The sequence below is a fragment of the Longimicrobium sp. genome, from assembly GCF_036399255.1.
Classification (GTDB): domain Bacteria; phylum Gemmatimonadota; class Gemmatimonadetes; order Longimicrobiales; family Longimicrobiaceae; genus Longimicrobium.
In genome coordinates this window covers 26,812-44,273 of record NZ_DASWNM010000121.1, presented here as the reverse complement: position 1 = coordinate 44,273, position 17,462 = coordinate 26,812, and the positions used below count along the sequence as shown (strand labels likewise).

At 69.2% G+C, this 17,462-nt stretch carries 13 protein-coding genes; 7 read left to right on the top strand and 6 right to left on the bottom strand.

Annotation, left to right across the window (positions count from 1 at the left end; translation table 11 throughout):
• Positions 1 to 77: 77 nt before the first annotated feature.
• Positions 78 to 1,301 (bottom strand): tetratricopeptide repeat protein, encoded by a 1,224-nt coding sequence (locus VGC13_RS22085; protein ID WP_331127462.1) that lies wholly within the window; start codon positions 1,299 to 1,301, stop codon positions 78 to 80.
• A gap of 401 nt (positions 1,302 to 1,702) precedes the next feature.
• On the opposite strand from VGC13_RS22085, the gene VGC13_RS22080 reads away from it, so the two are divergent.
• Entirely contained in the window at positions 1,703 to 2,821 is a 1,119-nt protein-coding gene (locus tag VGC13_RS22080) for an ABC transporter substrate-binding protein (RefSeq protein WP_331127461.1), read from the top strand.
• Here the strand turns inward: VGC13_RS22080 and VGC13_RS22075 are convergent.
• Together VGC13_RS22075 and VGC13_RS22070 are read right to left on the bottom strand one after the other, a co-directional pair.
• The gene (locus VGC13_RS22075; protein WP_331127460.1) at positions 2,769 to 3,542 is read right to left on the bottom strand and encodes an IS630 family transposase; all 774 of its coding nucleotides are present in this window, start codon (positions 3,540 to 3,542) and stop codon (positions 2,769 to 2,771) included. The two genes, VGC13_RS22080 and VGC13_RS22075, sit on opposite strands and share 53 nt — an antisense overlap.
• Positions 3,543 to 3,837: 295 nt before the next feature.
• Entirely contained in the window at positions 3,838 to 6,039 is a 2,202-nt protein-coding gene (locus VGC13_RS22070) for a S9 family peptidase (RefSeq protein WP_331127459.1), read from the bottom strand.
• A gap of 684 nt (positions 6,040 to 6,723) precedes the next feature.
• Between VGC13_RS22070 and VGC13_RS22065 the strand changes: the two genes are divergently transcribed.
• From VGC13_RS22065 to VGC13_RS22040, 6 genes are all read left to right on the top strand, one after another.
• Positions 6,724 to 8,124 (top strand): APC family permease, encoded by a 1,401-nt coding sequence (locus VGC13_RS22065; protein ID WP_331127458.1) that lies wholly within the window; start codon positions 6,724 to 6,726, stop codon positions 8,122 to 8,124.
• Positions 8,125 to 9,098: 974 nt separating this feature from the next.
• Positions 9,099 to 9,959, top strand: a complete 861-nt coding sequence (locus VGC13_RS22060; protein ID WP_331127457.1) for an RNA polymerase sigma factor RpoD/SigA — start codon at positions 9,099 to 9,101, stop codon at positions 9,957 to 9,959.
• A 303-nt stretch (positions 9,960 to 10,262) separates the two neighbouring features.
• Positions 10,263 to 10,616, top strand: a complete 354-nt coding sequence (locus tag VGC13_RS22055; RefSeq protein ID WP_331127456.1) for a type II toxin-antitoxin system RelE/ParE family toxin — start codon at positions 10,263 to 10,265, stop codon at positions 10,614 to 10,616.
• Positions 10,617 to 10,618: 2 nt separating this feature from the next.
• A complete protein-coding gene (locus tag VGC13_RS22050) occupies positions 10,619 to 10,930 on the top strand; it encodes a helix-turn-helix domain-containing protein (protein WP_331127455.1) in 312 nt (103 codons plus the stop codon).
• Between the two features lie 150 nt (positions 10,931 to 11,080).
• Positions 11,081 to 12,316: a cysteine desulfurase-like protein gene (locus VGC13_RS22045; protein WP_331127454.1), complete on the top strand. Its 1,236-nt coding sequence runs from the start codon at positions 11,081 to 11,083 to the stop codon at positions 12,314 to 12,316.
• A 13-nt stretch (positions 12,317 to 12,329) separates the two neighbouring features.
• Positions 12,330 to 13,223 carry a hypothetical protein gene (locus VGC13_RS22040; protein ID WP_331127453.1) on the top strand — a complete coding sequence of 298 codons (894 nt, stop codon included), beginning with the start codon at positions 12,330 to 12,332 and terminating at the stop codon, positions 13,221 to 13,223.
• Between the two features lie 72 nt (positions 13,224 to 13,295).
• Here the strand turns inward: VGC13_RS22040 and VGC13_RS22035 are convergent, their stop codons facing one another.
• The 3 genes from VGC13_RS22035 to VGC13_RS22025 form a co-directional block, all read right to left on the bottom strand.
• On the bottom strand, positions 13,296 to 14,096 hold the full coding sequence (locus tag VGC13_RS22035; RefSeq protein WP_331127452.1) for an IS4 family transposase: 801 nt from the start codon (positions 14,094 to 14,096) through the stop codon (positions 13,296 to 13,298).
• Positions 14,057 to 14,674 carry an IS4/Tn5 family transposase DNA-binding protein gene (locus VGC13_RS22030; RefSeq protein ID WP_331127451.1) on the bottom strand — a complete coding sequence of 206 codons (618 nt, stop codon included), beginning with the start codon at positions 14,672 to 14,674 and terminating at the stop codon, positions 14,057 to 14,059. Before VGC13_RS22030 ends, VGC13_RS22035 begins: the two co-directional genes overlap by 40 nt.
• A 358-nt stretch (positions 14,675 to 15,032) precedes the next feature.
• On the bottom strand, positions 15,033 to 17,009 hold the full coding sequence (locus tag VGC13_RS22025) for a M1 family metallopeptidase (RefSeq protein ID WP_331127450.1): 1,977 nt from the start codon (positions 17,007 to 17,009) through the stop codon (positions 15,033 to 15,035).
• Positions 17,010 to 17,462 lie beyond the last annotated feature (453 nt).

Sequence of the window (17,462 nt, the reverse complement as noted above, 5' to 3'; positions counted from 1 at the left end):
ACGGATCTTACACCGCCCCGCCTAAAAAAACGCCGTGCACCCGCGGCGTCCGCCCCATCCGCTGCGCCATGCCTTCGTCAGGCCGCCGCGCTCCCGTGCCCGCGGGCAAAGGCGGCCAGCTCCGCCAGCTGCTCGCTCGCCTTGCGGTCGGCGTGGCGGGGCGGCTGGGTGGCGTGCAGGCGGGTGGCCTGCTCCATCCGGATCCAGTCCTTGAGGCGGGCGGCGGCGCGCCCCAGCTCCAGCAGGGTGCGCGTGTGGTCCTCGCGGGCGCCGGGGCGGTTGATGAGGCCCCAGGCGTTGCTCCACGCCTCCTCGTACAGCCGGCGCTCGCCGGTGCCGGCCGCGGCGCGGGCCAGGATGGCCAGGGTGAGCGCGCGCTCGCCGGGGCCGGTGCGGGCCACCAGCAGCTTCTGCAGCATGGGGATGGCGCGGCCGAAGCTTTCGCGCGTGACCCACAGGTAGGCCACGTCGTGCAGCAGCTCGGCCAGGCGCGGGTGCCCGCGGCCGTACGCGCGCATGGCGGCCCGTGCGTAGCGCTCGCCGTCGTCCAGCTCTCCCGCCTCCATGGCGAGCAGGAAAAGGCCGTGCAGCGCCGCCCCGCGCACCGCCAGCAGCCCGTGCCGGCGCCCGGCGCGCATGGCCTGCGTGTAGTAGCGCCGCGCGGTGCCGTGCATGTCGCGCCGGGCGTACAGCACGCCCATGTCCACGTACGCCTGCGCGTAGCTCTGCCAGTCCTTGCCCCGCCGCGCCAGCCCGATGGAGCGGCGCAGCCACGTCTCGGCGCGGGCGTGGCGGCCCCAGCGCAGCGCCAGGCTGCCCACGGTGTACGCGGGCGCCGCCTCCTCGGGCGAGGCCAGCGCCGCGGCCTGCGCAAAGGCCAGCGCGGTGCCGAAGGCGCCGTTCCCCTGCGCCCAGCGCGAGATCTCCATGCACACCAGCGTCACGATCTCGGGGCTGGCGGTGCCGGGGCTGCCCACGACGGCGGCCAGGGTGGTGAGCGACACCTCCAGCGTGGGGTCCACGCCCGCGCCCTGCAGCTGTCCCAGGCGCTTGTTGGCGCCCTCGGTGGTGAACAGCCCCTCGCGCCGGTCCGGCTCGACCGAGGACCACAGGGTCACGTCGCGCAGGGAGTTCCACAGCAGCAGCCCCACGTCGCCCTTGTGCTCCTCCAGGATCTGCGACGCCTCCAGCGTCTCGTCCGGCTCGCGCAGGATGGCGGGGGGAATGCACCAGCGCCGGGAAGCGTTACGGCGCCGTCCACGCGCTCGGGAGGTACTGCTTCGTGCTGTGCGTACTTGCATGGCCGTGGCTCCAGCGAGGGCGGCGCCGGTCCCGGACGCGCCACCCGCAAAGGGAGGGGAAAGGCCGCCGCGGCCCGCCCTCCGGTTCACCTTCGTCGTCTCCGCGGGCACCGGGAGCGCAGGCGTGCGCCAGCCTTGCGAGGCCCCCGGGGACCCGATAGTCTACTCTGTGGAACCCCACATGAAAGTGGACAGAGCGGACGCAGTCGGAAGTTAGTCTGCTTTGTCTACTTCGTCAAGCGGTACGTGCGGCGCCCGTGCCTGCGCGGGTGGCCCGGAACGGCTCCAAAACGCTGCGGGAAAAGGGGTTGTCTCTTTTTTCGCGCGTCCATCGCCCACCAGGGCCCAGCGGCCTCCTTCAACCTCTGTGGTATTGTATGTCCCCAAAGGTCACACGCGCCATGTTTACTTTGTCGATTCTGCTCACCGGCGCCTGCCGGGGCTCCGACGAAGTGATCCACCTGGGGGTGGCGGGGCCGCTGAACGCCCCCAACGGCGCCTCCATGCGCATGGCCGCGCAGATGGCCGTCGACGAGATCAACAAGGGCGGCGGGATCGGCGGGCGGCAGGTGCAGCTGGTGATGCTGGACGACCGCGCCGACCCCCAGGTGGCGCTCACGGTGGCCGACTCGCTGCGCAACGACGCGCGGGTGGTGGCGGTGGTGGGGCACGTGAACTCGGCGGCCAGCATCAAGGCGGCCACGGTGTACAACGACGAGGCGGGGGCGGGCGAGCCGGTGATGCACATCTCCCCCGCGTCGTCGGCGCCGGGCTTTACGCAGGCGGGGCGGTGGAGCTTTCGGGTGACGCCCACCGACCTGGAGTTCTCGCCGGTGCTGGCGCGGGGGGCGATGGAGCTGGGGCGGCGGCGGGCGGCGGTGCTGTACGCCAACGACGACTACGGCCAGGGGGTGATGAACACCTTCGAGAGCGCCTTCCGTGCGGGCGGCGGTGCGGTGGTCTCGGCGGACCCGTACCTGCCGGCGGTGGTGGAGCGGGGCAACGAGCTTGACCCGTACCTGAACCGCGCCATCCGCCGCGGCGCGGACGCGCTGGTGATCGGCGGGCAGGCCGACACGGGGCTCAAGATCGTGCAGGCGGCGCGGCGGCTGGGGTACACGGGGCCCATCCTGGGCTCGGACGGGCTGACGGGGCTCAAGGACGCGGGCGCGCCGGCGGAGGGGGTGTTCGTGAGCTCGGCCTTTCTTCCGGACCGGCCCACGGACCTGGCGCGGCAGTTCGTGGCCCGCTACCGCGAGCGCTACAACGTGCTTCCGGACCACCGCGGCGCCATGACGTACGACATCATCAACCTGCTGCGCCGCGCCATCGAGGAGGTGGGGACGGACCGCGAGGCGCTGCGCGACTACGTGGCGCAGGTGGGCGCCGACGGCGGCTCGGCGCCGTTCGAGGGCGTCTCCGGCACCATCCGCTTCGACCGCAACGGCGATGTGGTGGGCAAGGAGGTCATGCTGGGCGTGGTGCGCGGCGGGCAGCTGGTGACGGCGGGGCGGCGGTGAGGGGATAGGGGACAGGGTACAGGGGACAGGTTACAGTGAGCGAAACCCTCTTCCGGGATGCCGGAGGAGGGTTTTGTGTGTCGGGCGGGCGGGTGAACGGGTGAACGGGTGAACGGGGCCGGTGCGTCGCCGGGCGGGATCCACACGTGGCCCCACCACGGGTTGGAAACCCGCGGCTGGAGCGGTTTGCAGCCACGGCGTAGCCGCAGTGGGTGAACCAGTTGCGGGCGTCGGTCACGCTGATCCGGTCCATGGTGCTCACAAGTGCGCCTTGTAAGGCATCGATTGTCCGAGCCCCGATGCCGCGCAGCAGCGTCTTCAGCTTGCTCCAGCAGGGTTCGATCGGGCTGAAGTCGGGACTGTACGGCGGCAGAAATTTCATCTTGCACCCGGCATCCTCAATCGCCTTCAGCACCGCAGGAGCCTTATGCGGACTCAGGTTGTCGAGCACCACGATCTGTCCTGGCCTGAGTTCGGGCACGAGCACCTCGCGCACAAAGGCGAGGAAGACGTCCTGGTTTGTTGCAGCCTCGATCGTCATCATCGCAACCAGCCCTGTGGTGCTCAGCCCGCCCAGAAGGGTCAGTTTGCGATAGTGACGGTTCGGAACGGTGCCGTGTGCCCGCTTCCCACCTCCGGCCCGGGCGTAGAGCCGTACCATGTCGGTAGCGATTCCGCTCTCGTCAACGAAGACCAGGTCATCAGGGTTGATCTCGGCCATCCATTTCAGAAACGCCGCTGGTGTGACGCAGGATCCGGGAAAACAACACCTTCATGCGTACAGAGGAACAGAGTCAGACAGAGGAACCAGGATGATCTCCTGGCTCGCTTTCTCTGTCTGACTCTGTTCCTCTGTACGAGTATTCTTTTTCAGGATCTGGTCTGAGGATGAGACGGCCTGTGGGGAATGCACAATCGGGCCGAGAATCCGGAATGAGGCCCGGAGCCCCGGAACGGTGGAGCCCCGCATCGCACTCGGGCGACGCGGGGCTCGGGGACTCAGGCGGAGCGGAGGGTCACAGGTTCTGGACGATCCAGTCCGTCAGCATGGTGAACAGGTGCGCGCTGGTGGGGCCGCCGCTGATGCTGTGCGTGCGGTTGGGATAGGCCATGAACTGGAACTGCTTGTTCGCGGCCTGCAGCGCGTTGGCCAGGCGCACGCTGTTCTGAAAGTGCACGTTGTCGTCGCCGGTGCCGTGTACGATGAGCATCCGGCCGCGCAGGTTGGCGGCGGCGTTCACCGGCGCGCCCAGGCGGTACCCCTCGGGGTTTTCCTGCGGCGTGCGCATGAAGCGCTCGGTGTAGAAGCTGTCGTACAGCCCCCAGTCGGCCACCGGCGCCACCGCGATCCCCGCCTTGAACGGCGCGCCGGGGCGCGTCATCGCCATGGCGGTGGTGTATCCGCCGTAGCTCCACCCCCAGATGCCGATGCGCCCCGCGTCCACGTACGGCTGCCGCGCCAGCCAGCCGGCCGCCTCGATCTGGTCGGCCGCCTCGTATTGGCCCAGCTTCATGTACACGGACTTCTCGAAGCGGCTGCCGCGGGCGCCGGTGCCGCGGTTGTCCACGCTCACCACGATGTAGCCGCGCTGGGCCAGCGACTGGTGCCACAGGTAGCGGCTGCCGCCCCACGCGTTCAGCACCGTCTGCGAGCCGGGGCCGCCGTACACGTACATGAGCACCGGGTACCTGCGCGACGGATCGAAGTCCGCCGGCTTGATCATCCACGCGTTCAGGTCGGTGCCGTCCTGCGTGCGGATGGTGAAGAACTCCGGCGCCGAGACGGACAGCGCGGCCAGCGCCTGCCGGGCGGGGGCGTTCTCCACCAGCGTGCGCACCGCCGTGCCGTCCGCGCGGTGCAGCCGGGTGACGGCGGGGGTGGTGATGGTGCTGTACGCGTCCAGGTAGTAGGTGCCGGCCGGGCTCACGGCGGCGCTGTGCGTGCCTGCCTCGCGGCTCAGCTGCTCGATGCCGCCGCGGCCGTTCAGCCGCACGCGGTACACGTGGCGCTCGGCCGGGCCCTCTTCGGTGGCGCCGAAGTACACCCAGCCGCCGCGCTCGTCCACCGCCATCACCCGCGTGACCTCCCACTCGCCGCGGGTAAGCTGGCGGGCCACCGAGCCGTCGCGGTTGTACACGTACAGGTGGTTCCACCCGTCGCGCTCGCTGGACCACAGGAACTGCCGGCCGTCGTTCAGCCAGTGAAAGTCGTCGCCCACGTCCACCCAGGCCGCGTCCGACTCGGTGAACAGCACGCGGCTGCGGCCGGTGGACGCGTCCGCCAGCAGCACGTCGATGCGGTTCTGGATGCGGTTGGTGCGCTGGATCACCACCTCCGTGGGCGAGTCGGCCCACTCCATCCGCGCCAGCAGCACCTCGGGGTCGCCGCCGGTGTCCATCCACGTGGTCTGCCCGCCGCCCACGCTCACCACGCCAATCTTGGCCGTGGGGTTGGGCGAGCCCGCCTTGGGGTAGCGCAGGGCCACGGGCTGCGAGTACAGGCTGTCGGTTTCCTGGATCATGTAGAAGGTGCGGACGGCCGACTGGTCGATGCGCCAGAAGGCGATCCGCTGCCCGTCGGGGCTCCACCGCCAGCCGTCCTGCAGCCCCAGCTCTTCCTCGTACACCCAGTCGAAGGTGCCGTTGATGATCTGCTCGCCGCCATCGTTCGTGAGCCGCGTCTCGCGCCCGGTGGCCAGGTCGGCCACGTACAGGTCGTTGTCGCGCACGAAGCCCACCCTGGTTCCATCCGGCGACAGCTTGGCGAACATCTGCCAGCCGTCCTGCGCGGTGATGGGCGAAAGGGTGCGGCGGTCCAGGTCCCACACGTAGTACTTGCCGCGGGTGTTGGTGCGCCACACGCGCTGGCTGTTGGTAAAGATGAGCAGCTTACGCTCATCCCCCGACCACTCGTACTCCTCGATGTCGATGGGCTGGCCGCCGCCCTGAGGCACCAGCGCCGACGCGGCGACCATGACCTCGCGGCGACCGCTGGCGGCGTCTTCCACCATCAGGTCGCCGTTGTCGCCCACGAAGGTGTAGCGCTGGCCGTCGCGCATCCACTGGATGGCGGGCAGCCCCTGGAGCCGGAAGTCCGCCGAGGCAAAGATGCGCTCGATGCTGAGCTGCGACGGCGGCGTCTGCTGCTGCGCGGGCGCCGGGGCGGCCGCCAGCAGGGCGGCCAGCGCGACGGCCGCGTGCCGTACGGGGGTTCGCATGGGCATGGATGAAAGGATGCCGTTCTGGTGATGATGCCGCGCGGGCGGACCCGCCGCGCGCGGAAAGCCGTGGCGAAATTGCCATCCCGTACAGAGATGCGCCAGTGTGGTTCCGCGGTGCCGCATCGGACGGGCACGCCGTGGACACGCCACGGGCACGCCACGGGCACGCCGTGGACACGCCACGGGCACGCCACGGGCACGCCACGGGCACGCCACGGGCACGCCACGGGCACGCCACGGGCACGCCACGGGCTGAAGCCCGCGGCTAGGACGGCCATAAGCCCCGCCCTGGGCTCGCGGAGCTCGCCCGGCGGGGCTTCACCTGCTCGTGGCGGCGGGGCCCGGCGCGCTTGGCAGGCTCCGCGTGTACGGAGGCGTGTCCGCCCGCCTCGGCCCCGGCCCACGCGAGCGGTTGAAGCCCCGTTTTGTGAGGAACGAGCAAAGACGGGGCTTGTGGCCGTTCCAGCCGCGGGCTTCAGCCTGTGGCGATCCTCGATCCTCGATCCTCGATCCTCGATCCTCGATCCTGGCGACCGTGCCCGTTCTCATGGCGACCACGGCACCCGCGCCATCCCGTTATTGTGACGCGGGGCGGAACGCGCGTATGTTGCGGACCGTATCCATCAAGCATCCCAAGCCGCTCGGCAGGGCTCACACCCCACCCGTCCCATCCATCCCCCGATGAGCGTACCCGGCGAAGCGCGCGGCGCGTCCGTGCTCCCCGACAACGACCCCGGCCCGCACGTGGACCGCCTTCCCCGCCGCCTGGGCATCTGGAGCGCGGCGGCGGTGCTGGTGGGCAGTACCATCGGCAGCGGCATCTTCCGCGTCCCCAGCACCGTGGCCGATCGCGTGGAGACGCTGGGCGCCTTCTCGCTGATCTGGGTTGTGGGCGCGCTGGTGGCGCTGATGGGCGCGCTGACCATCGCCGAATTGGCGGCCATGTTCCCACGCTCGGGCGGCATCTACGTCTTTCTGCGCGAGGCATACGGGCCGCTGCCGGCGTTCCTCTTCGGATGGACGGAGCTGCTGGTGATCCGCCCCTCGGCGCTGGGGGCCATCGCCATGATCTTCGCCGAGTACGCGGGGCGGCTGTTCGGCTACGGGCCGCAGTGGGTGAAGTGGGTGGCCGCCGGCGCCATCCTGCTGCTGGGGCTGGCCAACATCCGCTCCGTAAAGTGGGGCGCGGTGGTGCAGAACCTGAGCACCGCGGCCAAGGTGGCGTGCATCGTGGGCCTGGCGTTCGCCGCGTTCCTGCTGGGCGACGGCGGTGGCGGCGCGCTGGCCAACCCCAACGGAATGGCGCCCGCGTCGTGGATCGGCTTTGGGCTGGCGCTGGTGTCGGTGATGTGGGCGTACGACGGCTGGGCGGACCTCACCTTCATGGCGGGCGAGGTCAAGGACCCGGGCCGCACCATGCCACGCGCCATCATCGGCGGCGTGCTGGCGGTGGCCGCCATCTACCTGACCATCGTGGCGGCGTACCTGTGGGTGATGACGATGCAGGAGATGGCCGCCAGCACCCTGGTGGCCTCCGACGTGGCGCAGAAGGTGTTCGGGGCGGCGGGCGCGTCGGTGGTGGCGGCGATGGTGATGATCAGCACCTTCGGCGCGCTGAACGGCAGCACCATGACGGGGCCGCGCATCCTGTACGCCATGGCCGCGGACGGCAACTTCTTCAGCCCCATCGCGCTGGTGCACCCGCGGTGGAAGACGCCGTACGCGGCCATCGGCCTGGCGGCGTCGCTGGGGATCGCGTACGTGCTGGGCCGCAGCTTTCAGCAGTTGGCCGACAGCTTCGTGCTGGGCATCTGGCCGTTCTACGCGCTGGCGGTGCTGGCGGTGTTCAAGCTGCGCCGCACGCACGCCCACGTGGAGCGCCCCTACCGCACCGTGGGCTTTCCCGTCGTTCCCATCGTTTTTCTGATCGCGGCCGTGGGGATGCTGCTGAACTCCGCCATCAACAACGCGGGCGAAACGCTGTTCGGATTCGGCATCATCCTGGCCGGCATTCCCGCGTACTACCTGTGGCGCGCGATGGAGAAGCGCCGGGTGGCGCGCGGTGGGGAGGTGCGGTCGTAAGGCTGGTTCGACGACGGAGATCGAACTGCGTCCGCGGCGCCCCCTCCGCTCGCTCAGGCTCGCACCTCCCCCAAAACTGCTGGGGGAGGTTGGGGTTGCCGCCGGAATGAGGCGCTTCGAATTGCGTTGAGCTGCGTCCGCGGGCGCCTCCCACCCCGGCCCTCCCCGCAAATTGCGCGGGGGAGGGTGACGCGCTCGACAGGCTGTCCGGAGCGGGATCGAATTCTCCTCTCCTTGATGGGGAGAGGGGGGCGGCCTCGGACGTAGCCCGATCCATTTCGTCGAGCTTCGATCCATCCCCACCCAACCTCCCCCAGCAGTTTTGGGGGAGGTGGGCGAGTGGTGCGAGCCCGGAGGGGGCGCCCGCGGCTCGCACCCTTTTCCTGTCGCAGCGCGATCGAATTCCCCCCTTCCGCGAGGAACGAGGGATACGCCGGGGGAATCCGCGTTGGGGCAGGCATCGGCCTGCGCCGGCCGGGCGCGGGCCCCTCTCCCGGAGCCATCCGAAGCGCGATCGAATTCTCCCCTCTCCGTGAGGAACGAACGGGGAGGGGCCGGGGGAGGGGCACCCCGTCGGGCGCAGTTCTGCCCCAGCCCCCATCCACCGAAGTCTCTCCTCCACCGTCCGGTTCTTGATGCATCGAAGTCGATGCGCGGGGGCGGTTTAGGGCGTCGCGTCCGTCCATTCGCGGGCGGATCGGCGTGATTCTGGGCGCAGGATTTGCGGCGGGCAAAAAAACCGCATTTGGGCGGTGTAGCGGAACCTTATGGGCATCCGGGGCTATCAAGCCGCGGCTACCGGGCCATCTGTGTGTCCGGAGAAAAGGATTTGACTTTGGACGCCTCCGGGTCTAGATTCACCGGTTATGACGGACATCCGGGAGACAAGCCGCTCCGCGTGAACTGAGGGCAGCAGGCCTCGCACACCACCGAGGCTCGCTGCTCTCGTCATTTTACCAAAAGGACGAGCTAACATGTTTTTGAGCTCACGGGCCCTGGACTCGTTCGATCAGTACCTGCAGGATGTTGAAAAGTATCCGCTGATCGACGATCCCGCCGAGGAGCGCGCCCTGGCCCACCGGGCGCGCGCCGGAGACAAGCAGTCCGCCGAGCGCCTGGTGACGGCGAACCTGCGTTTCGTGATCTCCTACGTGAAGAAGTACCAGGGCCGCGGCCTTGGCTTGGCGGAGCTGGTGTGCATCGGGAACGAGGGGCTGCTCAAGGCGGTCAAGAAGTTCGATCCCGACAAGGGCGTCAAGTTCATCTCGTACGCGGTGTGGTGGATTCGCCAGACGGTGCTTCAGGCACTGGCCGAGCAGACCCGCTCTGTGCGCATTCCGCTGAACCAGAACTCCAACCTGGTCCGCCTGTCGCGGGTGGAGACGGCGCTCACCCAGCAGATGGGGCGCTCGCCCACCGACGAAGAGATCGCCGACGACATGGGCGAGCCGGTGGACACCATCCGCGCCCTGCGCCGGGTGGCCGCCAGCGAGCTTTCGCTGGACGCGCCGCTGGACCGCGGCGACCGTGACTCGGCCAGCTTTGGCGAGCGCTTCGCCGGCAGCGAATCCGACCAGATCGAGGAAGAGGTCGAGGCCCAGGCACGCCGCGAGTTCCTCGAGAAGATGTTCGAAAAGTACCTCACCGAGCGCGAACGCAAGATCCTGTACCTGTACTACGGTCTGGACGAGGGCGAGGAGCGCACGCTCGAGGAGATCGGCAGCATGCTGGGAGTCACGCGCGAGCGCATCCGCCAGATCCGCAACCGCGCCTTCGAGAAGCTGCGCGAGAGCCCCGACGGGCACGCCCTGGAAGGGTTCTGGGCGCTTTCCTGAGCCCCGCGCGGACTGCGTAGCACTGGACGGCTGACGGTCGGTCACACGACTGAGCGGAGGGTGGAGACGGGCTTGCGTCTCCACCCTCCGCTTTTTTTGCCGAAACGAGAATTCCCTGGGCACACGGTAAATGAGATCCCAGACGCGGACGAGGCTGTCGTCCGCGTCCGTTCGTCGTGCGCACTCGTGACGGCAAAAGAGAACGGATTGCGCATCCCTCGCCCGCGTTGTTAAATGTTCTCTCTGTTTACTTGACGTATCGGACAGCATTCCCTTGAAGGAATGTCGGTGAGGTGTTATCGTATGGCATACGAGGTGGAGTTCACGGATGAGTTCAACGAATGGTGGAACGGCCTGAACGTCGGGGAGCAGAACAAGATCACAAAAACGGTTCTTCTGCTTGAGGATCATGGCCCCGCGTTGGGTGATCCGCATAGTTCCGCGATCTATGGGTCGCGCCACCGGCACATGCGCGAGTTGCGGATCCAGCACGAGGGAAGGCCGTACCGCATCCTGTATGCATTTGACCCCAGGCGCATCGCGATCTTGCTGATCGGCGGGGACAAGACGGGCGACAAACGCTGGTATGCGTCCTTCATTCCGATCACGGATGACCTTTACGACCAGCACCTGCGGGAGATCCGTGGAGAGACGTGAGTATGGCCAGAAAGTTCCGTGAGCTGATGGCGGACTGGAGCCCCGAGCGCATCGCCGAAGTAGAGGCCGGCGCGCGCGAACTGCTCCTTGAAACGCCGCTGTACCGTCTAAGGCAGGCGCGTAACGTGACCCAGGACGAGCTTGCGGCCGCCATGGGCACCACGCAGGCGTCGGTTTCGAAGCTCGAGCGGCGTCCTGACGTCTACCTGAGCTCCGTGCGCCGGTATGTCGAAGCGATGGGCGGAGAACTGGAGATCACGGCTCGTTTTCCCGACGGTGCGTTCCGGTTGGATGAAGCACCGAGCGGCGGCTGATGGAGGTACTTCCAATTCCATGTGCTTGTGAGGGTGAATCGACAGCCCCGGCACCCGCCGGGGCTGTTTCGTTTTCACGATCCCGCCTAGATTCGCTGCGCTCACGGGCATCGGCCCGCATTCGTTCGCTGCAGCATCCGCAGAATTCGCATGACTGATCCGTTCTCGACCCGCGTCCGCGCCGACTTTCCCGTGTTCGAGCGGCGGGTGGGCGGCAGGCCCATCGCCTTTTTCGACGGGCCGGGCGGCAGCCAGGTGCCGCGCGCGGTGGCCGACGCCGTGCGCGACTACCTGCTGATGCACAACGCCAACACGCACGGCTTCTTTGCCACCAGCGAAGAAACGGACGCGGCCATCACCGGCGCGCGCGAGCGGGTGGCGGCGCTGCTGAACGCGCCCTCGCCGCGCGAGGTGGCGTTCGGAGCCAACATGACCACGCTCACCTTTCACCTGTCGCGCTCGCTGGGGCGCGAGTGGGGGCCGGGCGACGAGGTGATCGTGAGCCAGCTGGACCACCAGGCCAACGTGGCGCCGTGGCGGCGGATGGCGGAGGACCGCGGGATCACGGTGCACGTGGTGCCGTTCAGCGCCGAGACGTTCAGCCTGGACCTGGACGCGCTCGACGGGCTGCTTTCCCCGCGGACGCGGCTGGTGGCGGTGGGCGCGGCGTCCAACGCCATCGGCACGGTGAACGACGTGGCGCGGGTGGCGGCGCGGGCGCGCGCGGCCGGGGCGCTGACCTTCGTGGACGCGGTGCACTACACGCCGCACCGGCTGCCGGACGTGCAGGCGTGGGGGTGCGACTTCCTGGCCTGCAGCGCCTACAAGTTCTTCGGGCCGCACGTGGGGATCCTGTGGGGGCGCGCGGAGCACCTGGAGCGGCTGACGCCGTACAAGGTGCCGCCCGCCAGCGACGCGGCGCCGGAGCGCTGGGAGACGGGAACGCTGAACCACGAGGGGATCGTGGGGACGGGCGCGGCGGTGGACTGGATCGCCGGTCTGGCCGGCGACCCGGCGAACACGCTGCGCGAGTCGCTGCGGCGCGGCTACGCGGCCATGCACCGGCACGAGTCGCGGCTGTTCGCGCGGCTGTACGCGGGGCTGACGTCCATCCCCGGCGTGCGCGTCTACGGCCCGCCGGAGGACGGGGAGCGCACGCCCACGGCGGGGTTCACCATCGAGGGCGTGGGGCCCGACGAGGCGGCGCGGCGGCTGGGGGCGGAAGGAGTCTTCGTGTGGAACGGTGACTTCTACGCGACCACCGTGTGCGACGTGCTGGGGCTTTCGGACTGCGGCGGGCTGATCCGCGCCGGCATCGCGCCGTACACCACGGAGGACGACGTGGAGCGGCTGGTGGACGGCGTGGCGCGCCTGGCCCGCGGCTGACGCGCATCCGCCGATGAAGCAGCCGGGGGTGGTGCCGTTTCGCTGGGACGTGCGGCGGCGCGAGCAACTGGGCCGGCTGCTGGACGCGCCAAGCCCGAAGCGCCTGTGGCGGCCGCTTGGCTTCAGGCACCTGCTTCCCGAGGTGCGCGGGGCATCGGCGCGGGTGCTGGCGCGCGCGGGCGACGCGCGGCTGGTGTTCGTGGGCCGCTCGCCAGAGAACCTGTTCGACTACCTGACGGGCACACTGGCGGATACGCCGTGGGCGGACCGCTGCGCCCTGCTGAGCGTGTCAATGGGAGGGATGCTGGACTGGGTCCCCGCGCCGGCGCTGCGGGCGCTGCGCCAGCAGCACGAGGCGTTGGGGCTGCACCCGGCGGAGATTGCCTCGGCGCCGCGGCCCATCGCCTTCGTGGACCTGGTCTCCAGCGGCGGCACCTTTGGGGAGATGTCGGCGTTCCTGTGCCGCTGGGCGCGCGACGAGGGCGTGGACGTGAACGCGGTGCGGCGCCGGCTGCGGTGGGTGGGCATCACCAAGCGCACCAGGAACAGCCCCAACACCTGGCGCTGGTTCCAGCAGGTGGACTGGGCGGGCGACTATCCCCGCGGCGCGCTGCGCGGCGTGTCGGTGGAGTACTGGTTCTGGAGCTGGCTTGGGAACCACCAGGACAAGACGATGCCCTCGAACACGTACAACCGCTGGGGGACGGAGGACTTGGCCCGTCCCGACCACGCGCCGGAGCGATTGGAGGCGCTGCGGGTGGCGTACAAGCTCCACGAAAAGGCGCGGACGCGCGCGGAGCGCGAGCGGTTCGTGGCGGAGCTGGTGGAGCGGCAGGAGATGCGCGAGCCGTGGCTGCGGTCGCTGGTGGTGGCGCTGCGGCGATCGGGTGAACGGGTGAACGGGTGAACGCTGCGTCGGCGGGGCCTTCACCCGCTCGCTCAGGCTCGCACCCTCTCCCGCATCCGGGCTATCCATTAGTCATATCTCGGGGATAGCGAGAGTGCGATAGGCGAGGACGAAGTCTGTTAGTCGGCGCAGTCCTCGCCAGAGCACTTTTACCCCGGGATCACCGTCGCTACGACGGCCCAGAAAGCCTCCGAGCAGGGCGATCTGGCGTACTGCGTCTCGCAGGTTCATGGGCTCCGACGGAAGCCGCTTTCCCGGATGCGCCATGCGGTGCAGCACCTTCCACTCGTCTTGGTCCAGCGCCACTGTACACGGCAGGTCCGGGCTCATCCGCGACAGGTAGGTGATGAACAGCAGCCGCCACGCCACGATCGAGTACAGCGCCACTGCCCGCTCGATCCGGTCGGCGTGCTCCAGCTGCAGCTTTTCTACCTGGCAGCCGCTCTTGAGCGTGTAGTGGTACCGCTCGACCTTCCATCGCGCGACGTACGCCTCCACAGCGGACAGGGCGGCCGCGAAGTTCGCCAGCGGCTTCGTCGACACCAGCAGCCATTCGACCCGCTCCGCCTCCGGCGGCAACTCCCCGAGTTCGCGCACCAGGACCACACTCACGCAAACGGCTTCCACGGCCGTGTTCTTCTGCTTGTGCCTGGGCCGCAGGATCTGCAGTTCGGGGCACAGCCGCACTTCCATTTTCGCTGTCCGCGCCTGACGCTTCGGCGTACGCTTCAGCTCCACCTCGATCGTGCCCGCCACCGGCGCTGCATTGGCCGCGTCCCACAGGTACGCCGCCCCTTCGGGGCCCAGAACGCGCCGGTTGTGCGTCGCCCGGATCAGCAACTCGACCCCGGGCCTGCGCGGCGTAGCCAGCAACTCGTAAAGTCCGACTCGCTGTCGCCGATGATCCACGCCTTGATCGAGTCCGGCAGCCGCTCCTGGCAGACGCGCACCGTCGTCAGCCATTTCTGACTCTCCTTCTCCTCGATCGGCCGCTTGCGCCGGTTGTGCCTCTTGCCCCTTTCCTCTGCGGCCCGCGACCACACTTCCTGATGCAGCAGCCCCTGCGGCACACTTGCGTGATCGACCACCAGCGCGCTGTGCATCATCAAGCCCCGGCTGTGCTCGCCGCTCAGCGGCCCCAGCCCCTCCGTCGCCTGCAGCGTGTTGAAGCTCAGCTCCGACGTATCCTGGAGGATCCAGACCTCTTCGCAGTCCGCGACCCGCCTCACCGTCGCAGCGGCGTGTGCCGCCCGGATCGCTTCTGCAGACGTGGTCGGCGCCGAGAACAGGTCGTAGATCGCCTGCATTTCCCCCGTAGACCCGCTCGCCTCCGGGATTGAGGCATTCGGCCGGTTCCAGAACGTCTGCACCGTCTGCATCACCCGCCGGTTGCGCCGCTTGTCGCCTAGATCCACTCCCCCCAGTTCACTCTCCACCCATGCTTCGATCATGTCAGCTCGCCCCAGGTGTACAGGCTCCTCCTCTGGGGTATACACTACGTTTACTTGTGACTAATGAATAGCGCATCCGGGAGAGGGTTATGAACGTCACGAAAGCCTACGGCGCGATCTCTCCGGAGCGGCACGGTGCCTGAGGTGACGCAGCCCCGCGCAGTTTGCGGGGCTTCCCGCTGTTGCAGCCGCGGGTTCACCCGCCCGGGACAGGCCCGGCACACGCGATCCTCCTCCGCCGACGCCGGCTCACCCACGCACCGCGGCCCGCTCCGGAATTTCCGGAGCGGGCCGCGTTTCATCATCACCCCTTCACCCCTTCACCCCTTCACCCCTTCACCCCTTCACCCCTTCACCCTCACGGCCGCGTCCAGACGTTGTTCTCGCGGTCGATGTCCGGAAACTCGTTCCGCGCGTCGATCTCCACGCGGATCACGGGGGACGCGGCGCGGGGCAGGGTGAGCGTGGCGGTGCGCAGGCCCTCGAGCCACGTCTCCACCGGCACCTCCACCATCTGCGTCTCGCCGTTCTCGCGCGTCACGGTCACGCGCGCGGGCATGGGCGCCAGGCCGCGGTCCTGGATGACGATGGTGGCGCCGCCGGGGCCCTCGGTCACGCCGCCGACGGCCTGGTCCAGCGTCCACGTCTCGTAGAACCAGGTGCGCCAGAACCAGTCCAGGTCTTCGCCCGCCACCTCTTCGACGGTGTTGAAGAAGTCCCACGGGTACGGGTGCTTCCACGCCCAGCGCTGCTGAAAGGTGCGCCAGGCGCGGTCGAAGGTGGCCTGGCCCAGCAGGCCGCGCAGCGTGACGAAGTTGGTGGACGGCTTGGGATAGGAGGCGATGCCGTACGCGCCGCCGGTGTAGTGGAAGTCGCTGCGGCGCATGATCTCGCCCTCGCCGCCGGCGCGCGCCAGGTTCAGGTACGCGGCGCGGTCCGACATCTCCACGGTGTGGCCGGGAAAGGTGTCCTTCATGGCCTGCGCCTCGTGGAACGTCGTCATCCCTTCGTCGAACCAGGAGTACCGCCGCTCGTCCACGTTCACGATCATGGGCACCCACATGTGCGCAAGCTCGTGCGCCGTAACGCCGTACAGCGACTCGTCGGACGACTGCGTGTAGCCGCTGATGAGCGTCATCATCGGGTACTCCATCCCGCCGCTGATGATGCCCTCGCCCTCCACGGCCGTCATGTGCGGCCAGGGGTAGGGAATGCCGGTGTACTGCGACAGGAAGGTGATGGAGTGCGCCTCGTAGTCGGCCACGTTGCGCCAGCGGGGCGCGCTGGGGCGCCAGAACGAGTGGATGGCGGTGTAGTCCGCCTGCCCGTCGCCGTTGCGGTCGCCCACGGAGGTGCGGCGCGCGTCCCAGTTGCTGGCGCGGGTGACGCTGAACGCGTGGTCGCGCACGCTGTCGGCCTGAAAGCGCCACGTCACCATCCCGTTGCGCCCCGCCGTGGTGGCGCGGCCAAAATCGGCCTGCGTGAGCACGTGCACCACCTGGTCGCTGGCCACGCCCTGGCGGTAGCGCTGCAGCACGGCGGGCGCCAGCGCCTCCTCCGGGTTCCGCAGCTCACCCGTGCCAAAGACGATCCACTGCGCGGGCGCCTCGACGGTCACGTCGTAGCTGCCGAAGTCGGAGTAGAACTCGGCCGTGCCGCGGAAGGGGTCCGGGTGCCATCCCACCACGTCGTCGTAGGTGGCCATGGCGGGGTACCAGTAGGCAAAGAAGAACAGGTCGTCCTCGCTCCACCCCATCCGCCCGCCCGCGCCGGCCTGCGGCACCTTGAAGCCCCAGTCCACCGCGATGCGCACGGTGGCGCCCGGCTGCACCGGCGCGGCGGGAACCACGATCATTCGCGTGCCGTTGATCACGTAGCGCGTGCCGGACGAGGCGTCTTCCGTGGCCGCCTGCCCGTCCACCGCCACCCGCGTTACGTTCACGCCGCCGGTGATCTCGGCCTCCTCGTTGCGCACCACGCCGGGGGCGTGGTGGTTGAGCGTAAGGTCCACGTGCAGCTGCGGCAGCGGGTTGGGCGAGTTGTTGGTGTAGGTGATGGTCTCGCTTCCCTCCAGACGCTTCCCGTCCGGGATGACGCGCGCACGGATGGTGTAGTCGGCGCGGTTCTGCCAGTAGCGCGTGCCCGGCGCGCCGGTGGCCGTGCGCGTGCCCCCCGTGACGGCGCGCTGGTACTCGGCGGGCGGCGTGGCGGGGTAGGGGATGGGCCGCTCGATGCGGGCAGGCGCCTGCATGGGCGACGGCGACGTAACCGGCTGTCCGCCGCACGCCGCCAGCAGCGCCGCGGCGGCCAGCGCCGGGAACCAACGCGTGATCATTGCTGTGCTCTCCGAGTTCGGTGTTGCGGCGCAATCTGGCGCGCGCGCGGACGCAGGCGCAAGCAAGGGGCCGAGCGCCACGCAACCCGCGGTGCCCCCATCCGGGCGAGCACCACTCGCCCACCTTCCCCCGAAACTGCCGGGGGAAGGTTGATGCGTCCGCACGATCCGGCGCGTCGAATGGCTACGAGCAGCAGACGGTAGATTCCTCAGTCGCGCGACACTCCCGTGAGGCCGGACGGCACGGCGTGGCGCTCCTTCGGAATGACAGGTTATCGCGGTGGCGAGCGAGCGAGGGGCCGGCTGCCGTGCAACCCGCGGCGCCCCCGTCCGGGCGAGCACCACTCGCCCACCTTCCCCCGAAACAGCCGGGGGAAGGTTGATGCGTCCGCACGATCCTGGCGCGTCGAATGGCTACGAGGAGCGATGGTAGATTCCTCAGTCGCGCGACAG

What these genes read in the sequence shown, in the direction of transcription:
- VGC13_RS22030 (WP_331127451.1), bottom strand. Translation starts at nt 14,674, where the DNA reads ATGATCGAAGCATGGGTGGAGAGTGAACTGGGGGGAGTGGATCTAGGC.
- VGC13_RS22055 (WP_331127456.1), top strand. Translation starts at nt 10,263, where the DNA reads ATGGCATACGAGGTGGAGTTCACGGATGAGTTCAACGAATGGTGGAAC.
- VGC13_RS22085 (WP_331127462.1), bottom strand. Translation starts at nt 1,301, where the DNA reads ATGCAAGTACGCACAGCACGAAGCAGTACCTCCCGAGCGCGTGGACGG.
- VGC13_RS22060 (WP_331127457.1), top strand. Translation starts at nt 9,099, where the DNA reads ATGTTTTTGAGCTCACGGGCCCTGGACTCGTTCGATCAGTACCTGCAG.
- VGC13_RS22080 (WP_331127461.1), top strand. Translation starts at nt 1,703, where the DNA reads ATGTTTACTTTGTCGATTCTGCTCACCGGCGCCTGCCGGGGCTCCGAC.
- VGC13_RS22045 (WP_331127454.1), top strand. Translation starts at nt 11,081, where the DNA reads ATGACTGATCCGTTCTCGACCCGCGTCCGCGCCGACTTTCCCGTGTTC.
- VGC13_RS22075 (WP_331127460.1), bottom strand. Translation starts at nt 3,542, where the DNA reads ATGGCCGAGATCAACCCTGATGACCTGGTCTTCGTTGACGAGAGCGGA.
- VGC13_RS22065 (WP_331127458.1), top strand. Translation starts at nt 6,724, where the DNA reads ATGAGCGTACCCGGCGAAGCGCGCGGCGCGTCCGTGCTCCCCGACAAC.
- VGC13_RS22050 (WP_331127455.1), top strand. Translation starts at nt 10,619, where the DNA reads ATGGCCAGAAAGTTCCGTGAGCTGATGGCGGACTGGAGCCCCGAGCGC.
- VGC13_RS22040 (WP_331127453.1), top strand. Translation starts at nt 12,330, where the DNA reads ATGAAGCAGCCGGGGGTGGTGCCGTTTCGCTGGGACGTGCGGCGGCGC.
- VGC13_RS22025 (WP_331127450.1), bottom strand. Translation starts at nt 17,009, where the DNA reads ATGATCACGCGTTGGTTCCCGGCGCTGGCCGCCGCGGCGCTGCTGGCG.
- VGC13_RS22070 (WP_331127459.1), bottom strand. Translation starts at nt 6,039, where the DNA reads ATGCGAACCCCCGTACGGCACGCGGCCGTCGCGCTGGCCGCCCTGCTG.